Origin of the sequence: Micromonospora sp. NPDC053740 (assembly GCF_040677775.1) — a bacterium.
Lineage (GTDB): Bacteria > Actinomycetota > Actinomycetes > Mycobacteriales > Micromonosporaceae > Micromonospora > Micromonospora alfalfae.
The window spans coordinates 1-14,157 of the sequence record NZ_JBFASO010000010.1 but is presented as its reverse complement, the minus strand read 5'-3'; the positions used below and the strand labels follow the sequence as shown (position 1 = coordinate 14,157).

Annotated in this window: 13 protein-coding genes; 10 read left to right on the top strand and 3 right to left on the bottom strand. The window is 72.7% G+C overall.

The features are described from left to right. Positions 1–54: 54 nt before the first annotated feature. Positions 55–723 carry a TMEM175 family protein gene (locus AB0K35_RS24545; protein WP_238670595.1) on the top strand — a complete coding sequence of 223 codons (669 nt, stop codon included), beginning with the start codon at positions 55–57 and terminating at the stop codon, positions 721–723. Here the strand turns inward: AB0K35_RS24545 and AB0K35_RS24540 are convergent. Continuing rightward, a complete protein-coding gene (locus AB0K35_RS24540; protein WP_238670594.1) occupies positions 668–1,282 on the bottom strand; it encodes an NTP transferase domain-containing protein in 615 nt (204 codons plus the stop codon). The two genes, AB0K35_RS24545 and AB0K35_RS24540, sit on opposite strands and share 56 nt — an antisense overlap. Positions 1,283–1,408: 126 nt before the next feature. Between AB0K35_RS24540 and AB0K35_RS24535 the strand changes: the two genes are divergently transcribed. From AB0K35_RS24535 to AB0K35_RS24510, 6 genes are all read left to right on the top strand, one after another. Continuing rightward, positions 1,409–1,906 carry a 2Fe-2S iron-sulfur cluster-binding protein gene (locus AB0K35_RS24535; RefSeq protein ID WP_238670723.1) on the top strand — a complete coding sequence of 166 codons (498 nt, stop codon included), beginning with the start codon at positions 1,409–1,411 and terminating at the stop codon, positions 1,904–1,906. Beyond that, positions 1,903–2,886, top strand: a complete 984-nt coding sequence (locus tag AB0K35_RS24530) for a xanthine dehydrogenase family protein subunit M (protein ID WP_308193539.1) — start codon at positions 1,903–1,905, stop codon at positions 2,884–2,886. Before AB0K35_RS24535 ends, AB0K35_RS24530 begins: the two co-directional genes overlap by 4 nt. After that, a complete protein-coding gene (locus tag AB0K35_RS24525; protein WP_363887877.1) occupies positions 2,883–4,973 on the top strand; it encodes a xanthine dehydrogenase family protein molybdopterin-binding subunit in 2,091 nt (696 codons plus the stop codon). Before AB0K35_RS24530 ends, AB0K35_RS24525 begins: the two co-directional genes overlap by 4 nt. 28 nt (positions 4,974–5,001) lie before the next feature. Then, complete coding sequence (locus tag AB0K35_RS24520; protein ID WP_091398629.1) at positions 5,002–5,367, top strand: metalloregulator ArsR/SmtB family transcription factor; 366 nt, start codon at positions 5,002–5,004, stop codon at positions 5,365–5,367. Continuing rightward, complete coding sequence (locus AB0K35_RS24515; protein ID WP_363887875.1) at positions 5,367–6,008, top strand: SRPBCC family protein; 642 nt, start codon at positions 5,367–5,369, stop codon at positions 6,006–6,008. The genes AB0K35_RS24520 and AB0K35_RS24515 overlap by 1 nt, the downstream gene beginning before the upstream one ends. A 156-nt stretch (positions 6,009–6,164) precedes the next feature. Then, positions 6,165–6,680 carry an NUDIX domain-containing protein gene (locus AB0K35_RS24510; protein ID WP_363887868.1) on the top strand — a complete coding sequence of 172 codons (516 nt, stop codon included), beginning with the start codon at positions 6,165–6,167 and terminating at the stop codon, positions 6,678–6,680. A 361-nt stretch (positions 6,681–7,041) separates the two neighbouring features. Here the strand turns inward: AB0K35_RS24510 and AB0K35_RS24505 are convergent, their stop codons facing one another. Together AB0K35_RS24505 and AB0K35_RS24500 are read right to left on the bottom strand one after the other, a co-directional pair. Then, positions 7,042–8,499: an ATP-binding protein gene (locus AB0K35_RS24505; RefSeq protein ID WP_238672049.1), complete on the bottom strand. Its 1,458-nt coding sequence runs from the start codon at positions 8,497–8,499 to the stop codon at positions 7,042–7,044. A gap of 42 nt (positions 8,500–8,541) precedes the next feature. Next, positions 8,542–10,200, bottom strand: a complete 1,659-nt coding sequence (locus AB0K35_RS24500) for an FAD-dependent oxidoreductase (RefSeq protein WP_238672048.1) — start codon at positions 10,198–10,200, stop codon at positions 8,542–8,544. Positions 10,201–10,351: 151 nt separating this feature from the next. Here AB0K35_RS24500 and AB0K35_RS24495 point away from each other — a divergent pair, with 151 nt between their 5' ends. The 3 genes from AB0K35_RS24495 (at position 10,352) to AB0K35_RS24485 (ending at position 13,967) form a co-directional block, all read left to right on the top strand. Beyond that, on the top strand, positions 10,352–12,589 hold the full coding sequence (locus AB0K35_RS24495; protein WP_363887865.1) for a hypothetical protein: 2,238 nt from the start codon (positions 10,352–10,354) through the stop codon (positions 12,587–12,589). A 43-nt stretch (positions 12,590–12,632) separates the two neighbouring features. Continuing rightward, positions 12,633–13,124: an SsrA-binding protein SmpB gene (smpB, locus tag AB0K35_RS24490; protein WP_124822617.1), complete on the top strand. Its 492-nt coding sequence runs from the start codon at positions 12,633–12,635 to the stop codon at positions 13,122–13,124. A 450-nt stretch (positions 13,125–13,574) separates the two neighbouring features. Next, on the top strand, positions 13,575–13,967 hold the full coding sequence (locus AB0K35_RS24485; protein ID WP_357367700.1) for an SCO5389 family protein: 393 nt from the start codon (positions 13,575–13,577) through the stop codon (positions 13,965–13,967). Positions 13,968–14,157: the final 190 nt, after the last annotated feature.

Sequence of the window (14,157 nt, the reverse complement as noted above, 5' to 3'; positions counted from 1 at the left end):
CCCGGTCGGGCGAAACCGCCACCGGCCGCCGCGCCGAGTGGCTAGCCTGCGGCAATGTCCGCAGCGCCCGACGAGATCGAGCAGCCCGAGCCCACCGGGCGGGTCTCCGGCACCGAGCGGATGGCGGCGTTCAGCGACGGCGTCTTCGCCATCGTCATCACGCTGCTCGTCATCGACCTGCGGGTGCCCGAGTACCACGAGGGTGAGCTGCTGACCGATCTGCTCGACGAGGGCCCCTCGTACCTCGCCTTCGTGGTGTCCTTCGTCTACATCGGGGTGCTCTGGCTCAACCACCGTGCGCTGCTGCGCCTGATCCGCCGGACCACCCTCGCGCTGAGCTGGATCAACCTCGGCGTGCTCTTCGGCGCGGTGATCATTCCCTTCCCCACCGCGGTGCTGGCCTCCGCGTTCACCCGGGGCGACATCGACGACCAGCGCGCGGCGGTCGCCCTGTACGCGCTCTCCGCGGCGTTGATGTCGGCGCCCTGGCTGGTGTTCTTCGGCTACCTGCACCGACACCCGGCGCTGCTGGAGCGTCGGGTCAGCCCCGGGTACGTGCGGGCGCAGCGGCTGCGACCGGTCACCGGCCTCGTCCTGTACGGGCTCAGCGGTCTGCTCGGCTGGTTCGTCAACCCGCTGCTGGGCCTGATCGGTGTGATCGTCATGATCAGCTATCACGCGGTGACCAGCGAGGGGCTGCCTCGGTGGCTGACGCGTCGGTGACCGCGCGCAGATCGGCCGGGGTGTCCACGTCGACGGGTGTGCCGACGTCGTCGCAGGGCACCTCGACCACCAGGTCCGGCCGCTCACGCAGCAGGTCACGGGCACCCCGGTCGCCCACGGCGTACCGGTTCAGCAGCGGCCAGGTCTGTCGACCCAGCAGGATCGGGTGCCCGGGCCGACCGGCGTAGGTGGCGACCACGACGACCGCCGCACCGGTGTACGCCGCGCGCACCCGGCGCACCGCTACCGGGCTGAGCAGCGGCTGGTCGACAAGGACCACGACGGCGGCCGGCACGTCGACGGGCAGTGAGGCCAGGCCACGCAGCAGCGACGAGCCCAGCCCGTCCGACCAGCGATCGTGCCGGACAGACACCGCGCCGGGCAGGTCGGGCACCTCGTCGGCGCCCGCGCCGAGTACCACGTGCACCGGTGCGCAGCCGCCGTCGGCGAGCAGCCGGATCGCGCGCCGCACCAGCGGCTCGCCGTCCAGCTCGACCAGCGCCTTCGGCCGGCCGTAGCGCCGCCCGGCGCCGGCGGCGAGCAGCAGTCCGGCAGTCACCGTCGTCACCTCCCGTGCGAGGGGCTTTGCGTTATTCGCCCTGAGATATACCGACAAAGCTAGTCTGGGCCGGTGCAGGGCGGACCGGAGAACACGACGACGATCGACGAGCGCCACTCGTCCCGGGTGACGTTCGAGGTCAACGGCGCGTCCCGCGAGGTGACCCTGGACAACCGCACCACGGTGCTCGACGCGCTGCGCGAGCACCTCGACCTGACCGGGGCGAAGAAGGGCTGCGACCACGGCCAGTGCGGCTCCTGCACGGTGCTGCTCGACGGCCGCCGGGTGAAGAGCTGCCTGATCTTCGCGGTCACCGTCGACGGCCGGTCGGTGGTGACAGTCGAGGGGCTGGCCGGGCCGGACGAGCTGTCCCCGTTGCAGGCCGCCTTCATCGCACACGACGCGTTCCAGTGCGGCTACTGCACCCCCGGGCAGCTCTGCTCCGCCCGCGGCATGCTCGACGAGGTCTCCCAAGGTTGGCCCAGCGCGGTCACCGACGACCTGAACACGTCAGCCGAGCTGACCGACGCGGAGATCCGCGAGCGGATGGCCGGCAACCTGTGCCGCTGCGCCGCGTACCCACACATCGTCGCGGCCGTACGTGAGACGGCGGCGTCCTCGTGAAGGCGTTCCGCTACCACCGGCCCGCCAACGTGGCCGAGGCGGTCGCCGTGCTGGCGGCCGAACCACAGGCCGCCTACCTGGGCGGCGGCACCAACCTGGTGGACCTCATGAAGCTCGGGGTGCAACGCCCCGACGTGCTGGTGGACGTGACCCGGCTTCCACTCGACACCGTCGAGGAGCTGCCCGACGGTGGTCTGCGGATCGGCGCGACAGTCCGCAACAGCGACCTCGCTGCCCACCCGGTGGTACGCCGCGCCTACCCGGTGCTGGCCCGCGCCCTGCTCGCCGCCGCCTCCGGACAGCTGCGCAACATGGCCACCACCGGCGGCAACCTGTTGCAGCGCACCCGCTGCGTCTACTTCCAGGACACCGGCAAGGCGTGCAACAAACGAGAGCCGGGCAGCGGTTGCGCCGCTCTGCACGGCCAGAACCGCGACCTGGCGGTGCTGGACTGGTCCGAGCAGTGCGTCGCCACCCACCCATCCGACCTGGCCGTCGCGCTGGCCGCCCTCGACACCGTGGTGGAGGTGCACGAGGCCGACGGCCCCCGTGACATCCCGATCGCCGAGTTCTATCGCTCCCCCGGCACCCACCCGGAACGGGAGACCACAGTGGCCCGGGGCGCGCTGATCACCGCCGTCCGGCTGCCGCCCCTACCGGCCGCGCGCCGCTCGACGTACCTCAAGGTGCGCGACCGCGCCTCGTTCGCCTTCGCCGCCGGCTCGGTGGCCGCGGTGCTGGACCTCGACGGGGACGTGGTTCGCGACGTGCGGCTGGCGTACGGGGCGGTGGCACACCGACCGTGGCGGGCGTACCGGGCCGAGGAGGCGCTGCGCGGTCGTCCCTTCAGCCCCGAGTTGGCGGCACGGGCGGCCGACGCGGAGCTGGCCGAGGCGCGCCCGCTGCGGCACAACGGCTTCAAGCTGCCACTGACCCGGGCCATCACCGTGCGCGCGCTCACCGAACTGGCGTCGTCATGAGCGCCGGGGCGGTCGGACGGGCGTACCCCCGGTTGGAGGGCCCGGCGAAGGTCACCGGCACGGCCCGGTACGCGGTGGAGTACCCGGTGGACGGGGTCAGCTACGGCTGGGCGGTGCCGTCGGCGGTGGTGCGGGGCCGGATCACCCGCGTCGACACGGCGCAGGCGCTGGCGTCGCCCGGTGTGCTGGCGGTGCTGCACCACGGCAACGCGCCACGGCTGACACCCGGCCCGCAGACGGAGCTGTGGCTGCTGCAGGAGCCCGCGGTGCACTACCGGGGACAGTACGTCGCCGTCGTGGTGGCCACCAGCCTGGAGGCGGCCCGCGAGGGCGCCCGGCTGGTCCACATCGACTACGACACCGGCCCGCACAGCACTGTGCTCACCGACGACCACCCCGGCCTGTACAAGCCGGACCACGTCAACCCCAGCTATCCGACGGACACCGCCGAGGGCGACTTCGACGCCGGGTACGCGGCCGCCCCGGTGCGGGTGGACGCCACGTACCGCACTCCGGCGTACCACAACAACCCGATGGAGCCGCACGCCACGACGGCGCAGTGGCGCGACGGACGGCTGCTGGTGCACGACTCCAATCAGGGCGCCTCGTCGGTGCAGGCCACGTTGGCCGAGCTGTTCGCGCTGCCTGCGGAGTCGGTCCGGGTCGTCGCGCAGCACGTCGGCGGCGGCTTCGGCAGCAAGGGGTATGCCAAGGCCGCCGTGGTGTTGGCCGCCCTCGCCGCCCGACACGTGGACCGCCCGGTGAAGTTGGCGCTGACCCGCCAGCAACTGTTCGGGCCGATCGGTTACCGCACCCCCACCATCCAGCGGGTCCGCCTCGCCGCCGACACCGACGGTCGGCTCACCGCCATCTGCCACGACGCGATCAGCCAGACCTCGACCATCCAGGAGTTCGCCGAGCAGACCGCCGTCTACACCCGTAGCATGTACGCCGCGCCGCACCGCCGCACCACGCACCGGCTGGTCCGCCTCGACGTGCCCACGCCGTTCTGGATGCGCGCCCCGGGCGAGTGCCCCGGCGCGTACGCCCTGGAGTCGGCGATGGACGAGTTGGCCGTCGCCGCCGGCATCGACCCGGTGGAGTTGCGCATCCGCAACGACACCGATGTCGACCCCGACCAGGGGCGGGCGTTCACCAGCCGCAACCTGGTGGCGTGCCTGCGCGAGGGCGCACAACGGTTCGGTTGGGCCGGCCGTGATCCGTCGCCCCGGTCCCGGCGCGACGGGCGTTGGCTGATCGGCACGGGGGTGGCCGGGTCGAGCTACCCGGCCCGGTCCCGGCCGTCCTCGGCGACGGCCACCGCCCGGCCCGACGGCAGCTTCCTGGTCCAGGTCAACGCCACCGACATCGGCACGGGCGCGCGGACGGCGATGTGGCAGGTGGCCGCCGACGCGCTCGGGGTGCCACCGGAGCGGGTGGAGATCCGCATCGGCGACAGCGCCCTGCCGACCGCGCCGGTGGCCGGGGGCTCGATGGGGACCTCCAGCTGGAGTTGGGCGGTGATCCGGGCCGCTCAGGCGCTGCGCGAGAAGCTGCGCGACGGCGTGCCGCCGACCGGCGAGGTGACCGCCGATGCGGACACCACCGAGGAGATGGGTGGGCAGCCGGCGCTGCCCCGCTACGCGTACGGGGCGCAGTTCGTCGAGGTGCGGGTCGACGCGGACACCGGCGAGGTACGGCTGAACCGGATGCTCGGGGTGTTCGCGGCGGGGCGGGTGGTGAACCCGACGACGGCGCGCAGTCAGCTCATCGGCGGCATGACGATGGGGCTGTCGATGGCGCTGCACGAGGAGGGCCTGCTCGACGAGCGGTACGGCGACTGGGTCAACCACGACCTGGCCACCTATCACATCACCGGCTGCGCGGACGTGGAGTCCATCGAGGCGTACTGGTTGGACGAGCGCGACGACGAGCTGAACCCGGCCGGGGTGAAGGGCATCGGCGAGATCGGCATCGTCGGCACCGCGGCGGCGGTCGCCAACGCGGTGCACCACGCGACCGGCGTACGGGTCCGGGAGCTGCCGATCCGGCTGGACAAGCTCATCGGACTATCAGACTTGGCTTAAATAAGCCGTCAGTGATACAACTGTCGTCGTGCACGCCTTCGACGTGCTGGGCGATCCGGTCCGGCGCCGCATCCTGGAACTGCTCGCCGGTGGCGAGCAGACCGCCGGCGCGGTCAGCGCGGTCATCCGCGAGGAGTTCGGCATCTCCCAGCCCGCCGTGTCCCAACACCTCAAGGTGTTGCGCGACAACGGCTTCGCCACAGTGCGGCCGGAGGGCACCCGGCGGCTCTACGCGGTCGACCCACGCCCACTGCGCGAGGTCGACGGCTGGCTGGAGCACTTCCGCCGGTTCTGGACCCCACCCCTGGCGGCACTCGCCACCGAGCTGGCCCGGGGCCGACGCGAACGTCGGCTGCGCGGCCCGGCCGACCCACCCGACGAGAGGAACACCTGATGTTCGACGCCACCGAGCAGATCAACGCCGTCCAGCGGCAGGTCGGCAGCCGCACCCTGGAAGCCGGTGAGGCGCGGGTCACCACCATCAGCCAGACCTACCAGGCGACGGCCGAGGACCTGTGGGACGCCTGCACCAGCGCCGAGCGCATCCCGCGCTGGTTCCTGCCGATCTCCGGCGACCTGCGGCTGGGCGGCACCTACCAACTTCAGGGCAACGCCCACGGCACCGTCGAGAGCTGCGAGCCGCCGCACCGCTTCACCGCCACCTGGGAAATGGGCGGCGAGGTGAGCTGGATCGAGGTGCGGGTCACCCCGGTCGGCGACGAGCAGGCCCGCCTCGACCTGGACCACATCGCGCACGTCGACCAGGACCGGTGGGCCCAGTTCGGGCCGGGCGCGGTCGGTGTCGGCTGGGACCTCGGGCTGCTCGGCCTCGCCTCACACCTGGCCGGCGACGGCAGCGGGATCACCCCGGAACAGGGCGCCGAGTGGACCGCCTCCGCCGAGGGACGACGGGCCATGGAGCTGAGCAGCCAACTGTGGTGCGAAGCGAGCATCGCCGCCGGCACCGACGCCGACGAGGCGAAGGCCGCCGCCGAACGCACCACCGCCTTCTACACGGGCGACCCGGCAGCCTGAGCGCCGGGACGAAGCGGCGGCGCGGCAGGCTCAGCGTGGGACGAAGCGGCGGCGCGGTTGGCTGAGCGCGGGACGAAGTGGCGGCGCGGCAGGCTGAGCGCAGGACGAAGCGGCGGCGCGGCGGGCTGGGCGGGGATCGGAGTAACGTGCTGCGGCATGACCGGCACGCCGTACTCGCACTGTTCCTACTGCGGCGCCGCCTACCCGCCGGCCGCCGGATGGCCGCGAGTCTGCGCGGTCTGCGGCGAGACCGTCTGGCGCAACCCGCTGCCGGTGGCGGTCGCGGTGCTGCCGGTCCGCACGGCCGAGGGCCTGGGTGTGGTGGTGGTCCGCCGCGACATCGAACCGGCCCGCGGCCTGCTCGCGCTGCCGGGCGGCTTCATCGAGTACGGCGAGGAGTGGTCCGACGCACTCGTGCGGGAGCTGCGGGAGGAGACCGGCCTGATCGCGGCGGCCGAGGACGCCCGCCTGTTCGCGGTGCACGGCGCACCGGCGGGCGGCACGATGATGGTCTTCGGGGTGCTGCCCGAGCGGGCGGCCGAGGACCTGCCACCGTCGGCCCCGACCGAGGAGGCGACCGAGTGGTTGGTGCTCACCGACCCGGTCGAGCTGGCGTTCGACACCCACACGCGCGTCCTCGCCGACTTCCTCACCTCAGCGTGGCCCGCCTGACCCACCGCCTCGCCTGACCGACCGGCCTCCGCGCGCCTCACCGCCTCGCCCGACTCGCCCGACCCCGCTGCCCCAACGGTCCCAACGGCCCCAACGCGCGCAAGATCGCGCTCGATCCTTGTTGTAGTGGCATCAACGACCGCCGAGGCCACTACATCCAGGATCGAGCATGATCTTGCGGGGTGGGGCGGCGCGGGGCGGCGCGGGGCGGCGCGGCGCGGCGCGGGGCGGGGCGGGGCGGGCCGCGGGGCGGGCCGCGGGGCGGGCCGCGGGGCGGGCCGCGGGGCGGGCCGCGGGGCGGGCCGAGGGGACTTGCTTGATCTGGGCGCCGCCTGATCGTGCCCGGGACCACGTGCTGCCGCTAGGTGGTCGGCGGGTCGTGGGGCGCGTCCGGTGCGCCCTCGATGATCGGCAGCAGGACCCGGAAGATGGTGCGTCCCGGCTCGGTCTCCACCCTGATGTCGCCGTGGTGTTTGTGCACCACGATCCGGTACGAGATGTCCAGCCCCAGACCGGTGCCCGCGCCGACCGGCTTGGTGGTGAAGAACGGTTCGAAGATGCGCGGGCGCACCTGCGGCGGAATGCCCGGCCCGGTGTCGACTATCTCCACCGCCAGTTGGTCGCCGATGCGTCCGGTGCGGACGGTCAGCACACCCTTCTCCCCCATCGCGCCCAACGCGTTGTCGATCAGGTTGGTCCACACCTGGTTCAGCTCGGCCGCGTACGCCGGGACGGGTGGTAGGTCCCGGTCGTACTCGCGGACCAGCTTGACCTCGGCGGGGATCTTGCCCTTGAACATCACCAGCGTGGCGTCGAGCAGGTCGTGCACGTCCACCACCCGGTGTGGCGCGCGGTCCAGCTGCGAGTACTGCTTGGCGGCGTCCACGAGCCCGGAGATCCGGGTGACCGCGTCGCCGATCTCGCGCATCAGCAGCTCGGTGTCGACGGTGTAGGTGAGCCACCGCACCGCCGCTTCCAGGTCCGCGGCCCCGACCGCGTCCTTCACCCGCGCCAGCCAGGCTGCGTCGAGTCCACCGCCGACCAGGATCGGCGCCAGGTCCCAGGCTCCGCCGACCCCGTGCTCCTCCAGCCAGTCGGTGAGGGTGTCCTCGGCGTCGGAGGTGGCCATCGGGGTCAACTTCGGCGCGGTGGCCACCCGGGAGACGGCCTCCTCCTGCAGGGCGACCAGGCCGTGCAGGGCGCTTCCGTCGAGCCGCCCGTCGGCGATCATGGCGAGCTTGTGCCGCATGCCGGCGACCCGGTCCCGCAGAACCGACGTGGCCCGCACCGCCGCCGCGGCCGGGTTGTTCAGCTCGTGGGTCAGCCCCGCCGAGAGCGAACCGAGCGCCAGCAACCGCTCCCGCTCACCGACGATGGCCTGGCTGTCCCGCATCCCGAAGAACAACCCTTCCAACAGGTGCATGGGCATCGGGAACCAGGACCGCAGGGCGTACGCCATGTCCTCCGCCGGTAGCACGAAGAACTCCGCGTCGGTCACCGCCCGCAGGCTGTTGCGGTAGATCTGCTCGACCTGGTCACCCAGGTACGCCTGAGTGGCCCCGCCGTACACCCCGCGCTGGTCGGTTCGGCTGACCTCGACGTCGTCGCCGCGCACCAGGCGACTCAACGCCACCGCCCCGCGCACCAGCACGAAGAAGCAGGTCGCGGGCTCACCCTCGCCGTACACGAGGGTGCCGCCGGCGCGCTGCTCGACCCGGCCGTGCTCGGCCAGCCAGTCGAGCTGCCCGTCGTCGAGCGCCTCGAACAGGAACAGGGTGCGCAACTGCGCCGGTGTCAGGCGGTCAGATTCGGTGGGCACAGGGACTCCTTCGCTCGCGACTGCGGGGCTCGCAACACCGGCTCATTGGGCCTCCAGGTAGCGGTGCACCAGCGACACCGCCATCGCACCCTCGCCAACGGCCGAGGCGACCCGTTTGACCGACTCGGCCCGCACGTCCCCGGCGGCGAACACGCCCGGCACGCTGGTTTCCAGGTGGTACGGGTCGCGCGACAGCGACCAGCCGGCCGGCCGCCGCCCCCCGGCGAGCAGATCCGGACCGGTCACGATGAAACCACGGTCGTCACGGACCAGCACCCCGTCCAGCCAGTCGGTGCGGGGCTCCGCGCCGATGAAGATGAACAGCCAGGAGGTGTCGACTGAGCGGGCCTCCCCGGTGCGGGTGTCGCACAGGGTGAGCCGTTCCAGGTGGTCCTCCCCCGCCCCGCCGACCACGGCGGTGTGCGGGTGCACGATGATCTTGTCGATCCGTTCCAGCTGGTCGATCAGGTAACGCGACATCGAGGCGGTCAGGTCCGCACCACGGATGAGCAGGTGCACCCTCGACGCGTACCGGGAGAAGTGGACCGCCGCCTGGCCGGCGGAGTTGGCCCCGCCGACGATGTAGACGTCCTGCTCGACGCAGCTCGGCGCTTCGGTGGCGGCGGCGCCGTAGAACACCCCCCGCCCGGTGAAGTCGGCCAGCCCAGGTGCGTCGAGCACCCGGTACGACACGCCGGTGGCCAGCACCACGGTGTGCGCGGCGATCTCGGTGCCGTCGCCGAAGCGCAGCAGGCGGGCACCGCCGGCCTCGCTGAGACCGACCACCTCCCGGGCGCTGAGCAGCTCGGCGCCGAACTTGACCGCCTGCCGCCGAGCCCGATCGGTCAACTGCGCGCCGGAGACGCCGTCCGGGAAGCCCAGGTAGTTCTCGATGCGGCTGCTCTGCCCGGCCTGACCGCCGGTCGCCCGTCGCTCCACGAGCACGGTGCGCAGCCCCTCCGACGCGCCGTACACCGCCGAACCGAGACCGGCGGGGCCGCCGCCGATCACCACCAGGTCGTAGAAGTCACACGCCGGCACCACAGTCAACCCGGCCAGCGCGGCCAACTCGGCCTCGCTCGGGGCGACCAACGCCTTGCCCTCCGGCGTCACCACCAGGGGTACGTCCGCCTCGGTGGCCCCGGCCGCGTCGAGCAACCGGACCCCCTCCGGGTCGTCGGACAACAGCCACCGGTACGGCACCAGGTTGCGGGCCAGGAAGTCGCGGACCTTGAACGACGGGGCCGACCAGCGGTGCCCGACGACCCGGATCTCCGCGCTGGCCGCGTCCGGGGTGACCGCCCACGCCTCCAGCAGCCCGTCGACCACCGGGTACAGCTTCTCCTCCGGCGGGTGCCAGGGCTTGAGCAGGTAGTGGTCCAGGTCGACCACGTTGATGGCCTCGATCGCGGCGTCGGTGTCCGCGTACGCGGTGAGCAGCACCCGGCGGGCCGCCGGGAAGATGTCCATTGCCGCTTCCAGGAACTCGACGCCGGTCATCTCCGGCATCCGGTGGTCGGCCAGCAGCAGCGCCACCTGTTCGCCCCGCAGTTTGACCTCGCGCAGCGCGTCCAGCGCCTCCGGGCCGGAGGACGCCCGCAACACCCGGTAGCGGTCGCCGTACCGGCGCCGGATGTCCCGGGCCACCGCCCGGGACACCACGGGGTCGTCGTCGACGGTCAGGATCACCGGGTTCGCCATGGCGCCATGAAATCACCTGTCGAGGGTCGACCGCACCATCGCCGAGGCCCGGCCCACGGTTGACCGCCCCGCAGACGGGTAAGCCGGGGAGCCGCGCGGGTGGCCGGACATCGACGACCCGCCCGGTTGCCGCGCACACCTCGGGGGGCCCATGGCGGACGCGACACCGACCGGACCGACGACGTCGGGCGGGATCGTGGAGCTACGGGTGCACGGTGTCTCCGGCGCGGGCGCGGACCAGGTGTTGGACCGGCCGTACGTGCACCAGGTCGCCGGGGACCGCAGCGGAGGTTTCTACCGACCGCGCCCCGGCTATCCGGACTCCACCGGGACGGACGGGGTGACGCTGGAGGCGTACCGCTGGAGTGACCTGCCGTCCGGCACGGCCGTGCGGACGCTGTCACTGGTCTTCCTGCTGCCGTTCATGCTCTGCAACGTGGCGCTCTGGATGCGCCCGGCGAACACCGTCTCGAAGCGCGGTTTCATGGCGCTGTGCCGGGTGCTCGCCCTCACCCTCACCATGCTCTACGTGCTCACCATCGTCGGGGTGGCGCTGGACCTGATCGCCTGGCGCTGCATGGACACCCCGTCGTGCCTGGCCGGCCGGAGCTGGCTGTCCTGGCTCGGCGGGCGACCGACCGGTCTGCGCCTGGGTGTGCTGGCGTTCGTGCCGGTCGCCGCCATCGGGCTCGTCTGGTGGCTGGGCGCTCGCCCGGGCCATTCGTTCGACGCGTTCCGGACGCCGTCGAGCCGGGCGTCGAAACACCGGTTGAGCGCCGTCGGCCAGTGGGACGGCGAGCCGCTGGTGGGTCGGCTGCGCTCCGTCCACGTCGCGGCGGCCTTCGGCACGCTGAGCGGCAGCCTGCTCGCCGCGCGGGCCAGCCAGCACCGCTCGTGGGTGATGGTGATCCTGCTGACCGCCACCGCGGCGGTGCTGCTGGCCTGCCTGGCCCTGGTCACCGTGGTGCCGAGCATCGACCGCACCGACCCGTCACCCCGGGTGGACGGCGTATTCCGCGGGCTGCGCACCATCGCCTGCGGCCTCACGATGCTGGTGATCGTGCACATCGTCATCAGCCCGGCCCCATGGCCGCAAGGCGGCGCGCTGCCCGGTTACGGCGCGATCGTGGCCTGGCTGTTCGTCAGCCAGACGGTGCTGGTGGTCGCGCTCGCCACGCTGGTGATCTGGCGGCGGGGCGGCGGGCAGAGCCGGTCACCCATACGCGCGCTGGGAGCGCCGGTCTTCATGACGATCTCGGCCGGGCTCGCGGTGGCGTTCTCGGCCGAGCTGGTCTACCGGGTGTCGGACCTGCTCGATCGCGAGGGTACGACAGCGGACGGCCTGGAAACCAGCCCTCCGCTGGCGTACAAATGGGCGATCTTCGGGTTTTTCCTGGCCGTGGTGACCGCGCTGCTGGTGGCCGGCGTGGTCACCAGGATGACCCGGCGCGGGCGGCGGCGGGCCGCCCGGGCGATCGTCGCCGCCGACTTCCCGGACGCGCCGCCGAACGCGGCGGGCCGGCTGCGGCGGGTCGAGCAGGCGGTGGCCCGGGCCCGCTTCACCGAACGGTTGGAACCGCTCTCCGTGGTGTACGCCGGCCTGGCGGCGCTCGGCCTGGCCACCAGCGTGCTCGGCCTGCTCCAACTCCTACCCGGCGACGTGGCGCAGCGCTACGTCGGCGTGCCGGAGGGCATGGTCAACTTCCTGATCGGTTCCGGTAGCTACGTGATCGCCGCGATCCTGCTCGGCCTGGTCGTGGGCGGCATCTTCGCGTACCGGACGGCGCAGTTCCGTCGGTACGTGGGCGTGCTCTGGGATCTGGGCACCTTCTGGCCCCGGGCGGCGCACCCGTTCGCGCCGCCCTGCTACGCCGAGCGGGCCGTGCCGGAGTTGGCCAAGCGGATCACCTACCTGGTGGAACAGGGGCAGGGTGTGCTGCTGGCCGGGCACAGCCACGGCTCGGTGCTGCTCGCCGCCACGGTTCTGCAACTGCCCACCCGGATCACCGAGCGGGTAGCCCTGCTGACCTACGGGTCACCGCTGGGCCGGCTGTACTCCCGGCTCTTCCCGGCCTACGCCGACGAGCCGGCGCTGCGGGAGATCGGCGAACGAATCGGCTGGCGCTGGATCAACCTGTGGCGGGACACCGACCCGATCGGCGGCTGGATCTTCGCCTCCCACCGCCCCGGGGAGGCCGAGACGCTGACCGGTCCGCCGGCAAGCGTGGACCGGCGGTTGACCGACCCGCAGGACGTCGTGCCGGCGCCCAGCGACAGCGTTCCCCCACCGATCCTCGGACACTGGCCGTGCGAGTCGCAGGAGGCGTTCACGGACGCGGTACGGGAACTCACCGCACGACTACGCCCCGCGCACCCGGCACGCGACTGAGCCGGCCGGTACGACTGCTCCGGCAGCCGGATATCGTCGCCTGGTGACTCCGTCCAAGCCACCCGCCCGCCGGTTGATCGCCTCGAACAAAAAGGCCCGGCACGAGTACACGGTGCTGCGCACGTACGAGGCGGGCATCGTGCTGGTCGGCACCGAGGTGAAGTCGCTGCGCGAGGGGCGGGCCTCGCTGGTGGACGCGTTCGCGCACGAGCGCGACGGCGAGATCGTGTTGTACGGCCTGCACATCGCCGAGTACACCTACGGCACGTGGACCAACCACGCCCCGCGCCGCAACCGCAAACTGCTGCTGCACCGTGCCGAGATCGACCGCATCCTGGACAAGGTCCGCGAGGGCGGGGTGACCCTCGTTCCGCTGTCGATGTACTTCGAGAACGGCTACGCCAAGGTCGAACTGGCCCTCGCCAAGGGCAAGCGCTCCTACGACAAGCGGCAGACCCTGGCCGAGCGCGACGCCAACCGGGAGATCGCCCGCGAGCTGGGCCGGCACCTCAAGGGCCACCCCCGCCGGCCCTGAGGTCGTAACGGGTCGTCCGCGCGCTCTCCGTGGGGGCGCATTCGCGGTGCCCGTCGCGGGTTCTCTTCCTAACGCCGTCGCACGTGCTGTGTGCGGTCGCCTTCGCGTGCGGTCGCCTTCGCGTGCGGTCGCCTTCGCGTGCGGTCGCGTGCGCGTGCGCGTGCGGTCGCGCGGGCGCTCCCGCGGGCGGCTTCGCGTCCGCGCTCCCGCGGGCGGCTTCGCGTGCACGTCCCGCGGGCGGCTTCGCGTCCGCGCTCCCGCGGGCGGCTTCGCGTGCACGTCCCGCGGGCGGCTTCGCACGGGTGCTTCGCAGGCGCGTTCGCACGTGCTTCGCGTGTAGGTCGCCGGCGCGGCGCGCCGGGACATCGTTGACGTTGTCCGAGAGACGTGGTCTGCTCAGTCGACACCGTTGTTGAAAACGGTAATCATTAGCTGAAGCGGAGGAGAACCATGTCGCTCACTGTCCCGCCCGCCCTGCTCGACGCCGCCGAACGCGGCCCCATCGACGACGAGGCGTTCATCGCCTGCGTCCGTGACTCACTGCCGTACGCCTGGGCCACCATCAGCCGGGTCGTCGCCGAACTGGAAGCCAGCGACGCCGACCTGGCCGACAACGTGGTCCCGCCGCCCACCGACGCCGACCGGGGCCAACTGCTCCGCGCGCTGGCGAGCGACGCGATCCGCGGCGGTCTCGAACGGCACTTCGGCGTACGCCTGGCCTTCCAGAACTGCCACCGCGTCGCCGCGTTCCGCCCGTCAGCCGTCGACAGTGAGCGCTACCGCCGCTTCGTGTCGACCCGTGGCCAACTGCTCAACCAGTCCCCCGAACTCCGCAACTGCTGACCCGCGGCGGGCGGGCTCCCGCGAGCCCGCCCGCCCACACGCCCGCGCTGCCGCACCCCGCCTTCCGCACCCCGCCCCGCGACCCGCCTTGCGGCCCGCGCCCCGCGCCCCGCGCCCCGCGCCCCGCGCCCCGCGCCCCGCGCCCCGCGCCCCGCGCCCAGATCGGGGGCGCACGAAGGGGGTGTGGGCA

Excerpts from the sequence above, each read along its gene's own strand:
- AB0K35_RS24515 (WP_363887875.1), top strand. The coding sequence starts at position 5,367 with ATGTTCGACGCCACCGAGCAGATCAACGCCGTCCAGCGGCAGGTCGGC.
- AB0K35_RS24545 (WP_238670595.1), top strand. The coding sequence starts at position 55 with ATGTCCGCAGCGCCCGACGAGATCGAGCAGCCCGAGCCCACCGGGCGG.
- AB0K35_RS24500 (WP_238672048.1), bottom strand. The coding sequence starts at position 10,200 with ATGGCGAACCCGGTGATCCTGACCGTCGACGACGACCCCGTGGTGTCC.
- AB0K35_RS24485 (WP_357367700.1), top strand. The coding sequence starts at position 13,575 with ATGTCGCTCACTGTCCCGCCCGCCCTGCTCGACGCCGCCGAACGCGGC.
- AB0K35_RS24525 (WP_363887877.1), top strand. The coding sequence starts at position 2,883 with ATGAGCGCCGGGGCGGTCGGACGGGCGTACCCCCGGTTGGAGGGCCCG.
- AB0K35_RS24510 (WP_363887868.1), top strand. The coding sequence starts at position 6,165 with ATGACCGGCACGCCGTACTCGCACTGTTCCTACTGCGGCGCCGCCTAC.
- AB0K35_RS24495 (WP_363887865.1), top strand. The coding sequence starts at position 10,352 with ATGGCGGACGCGACACCGACCGGACCGACGACGTCGGGCGGGATCGTG.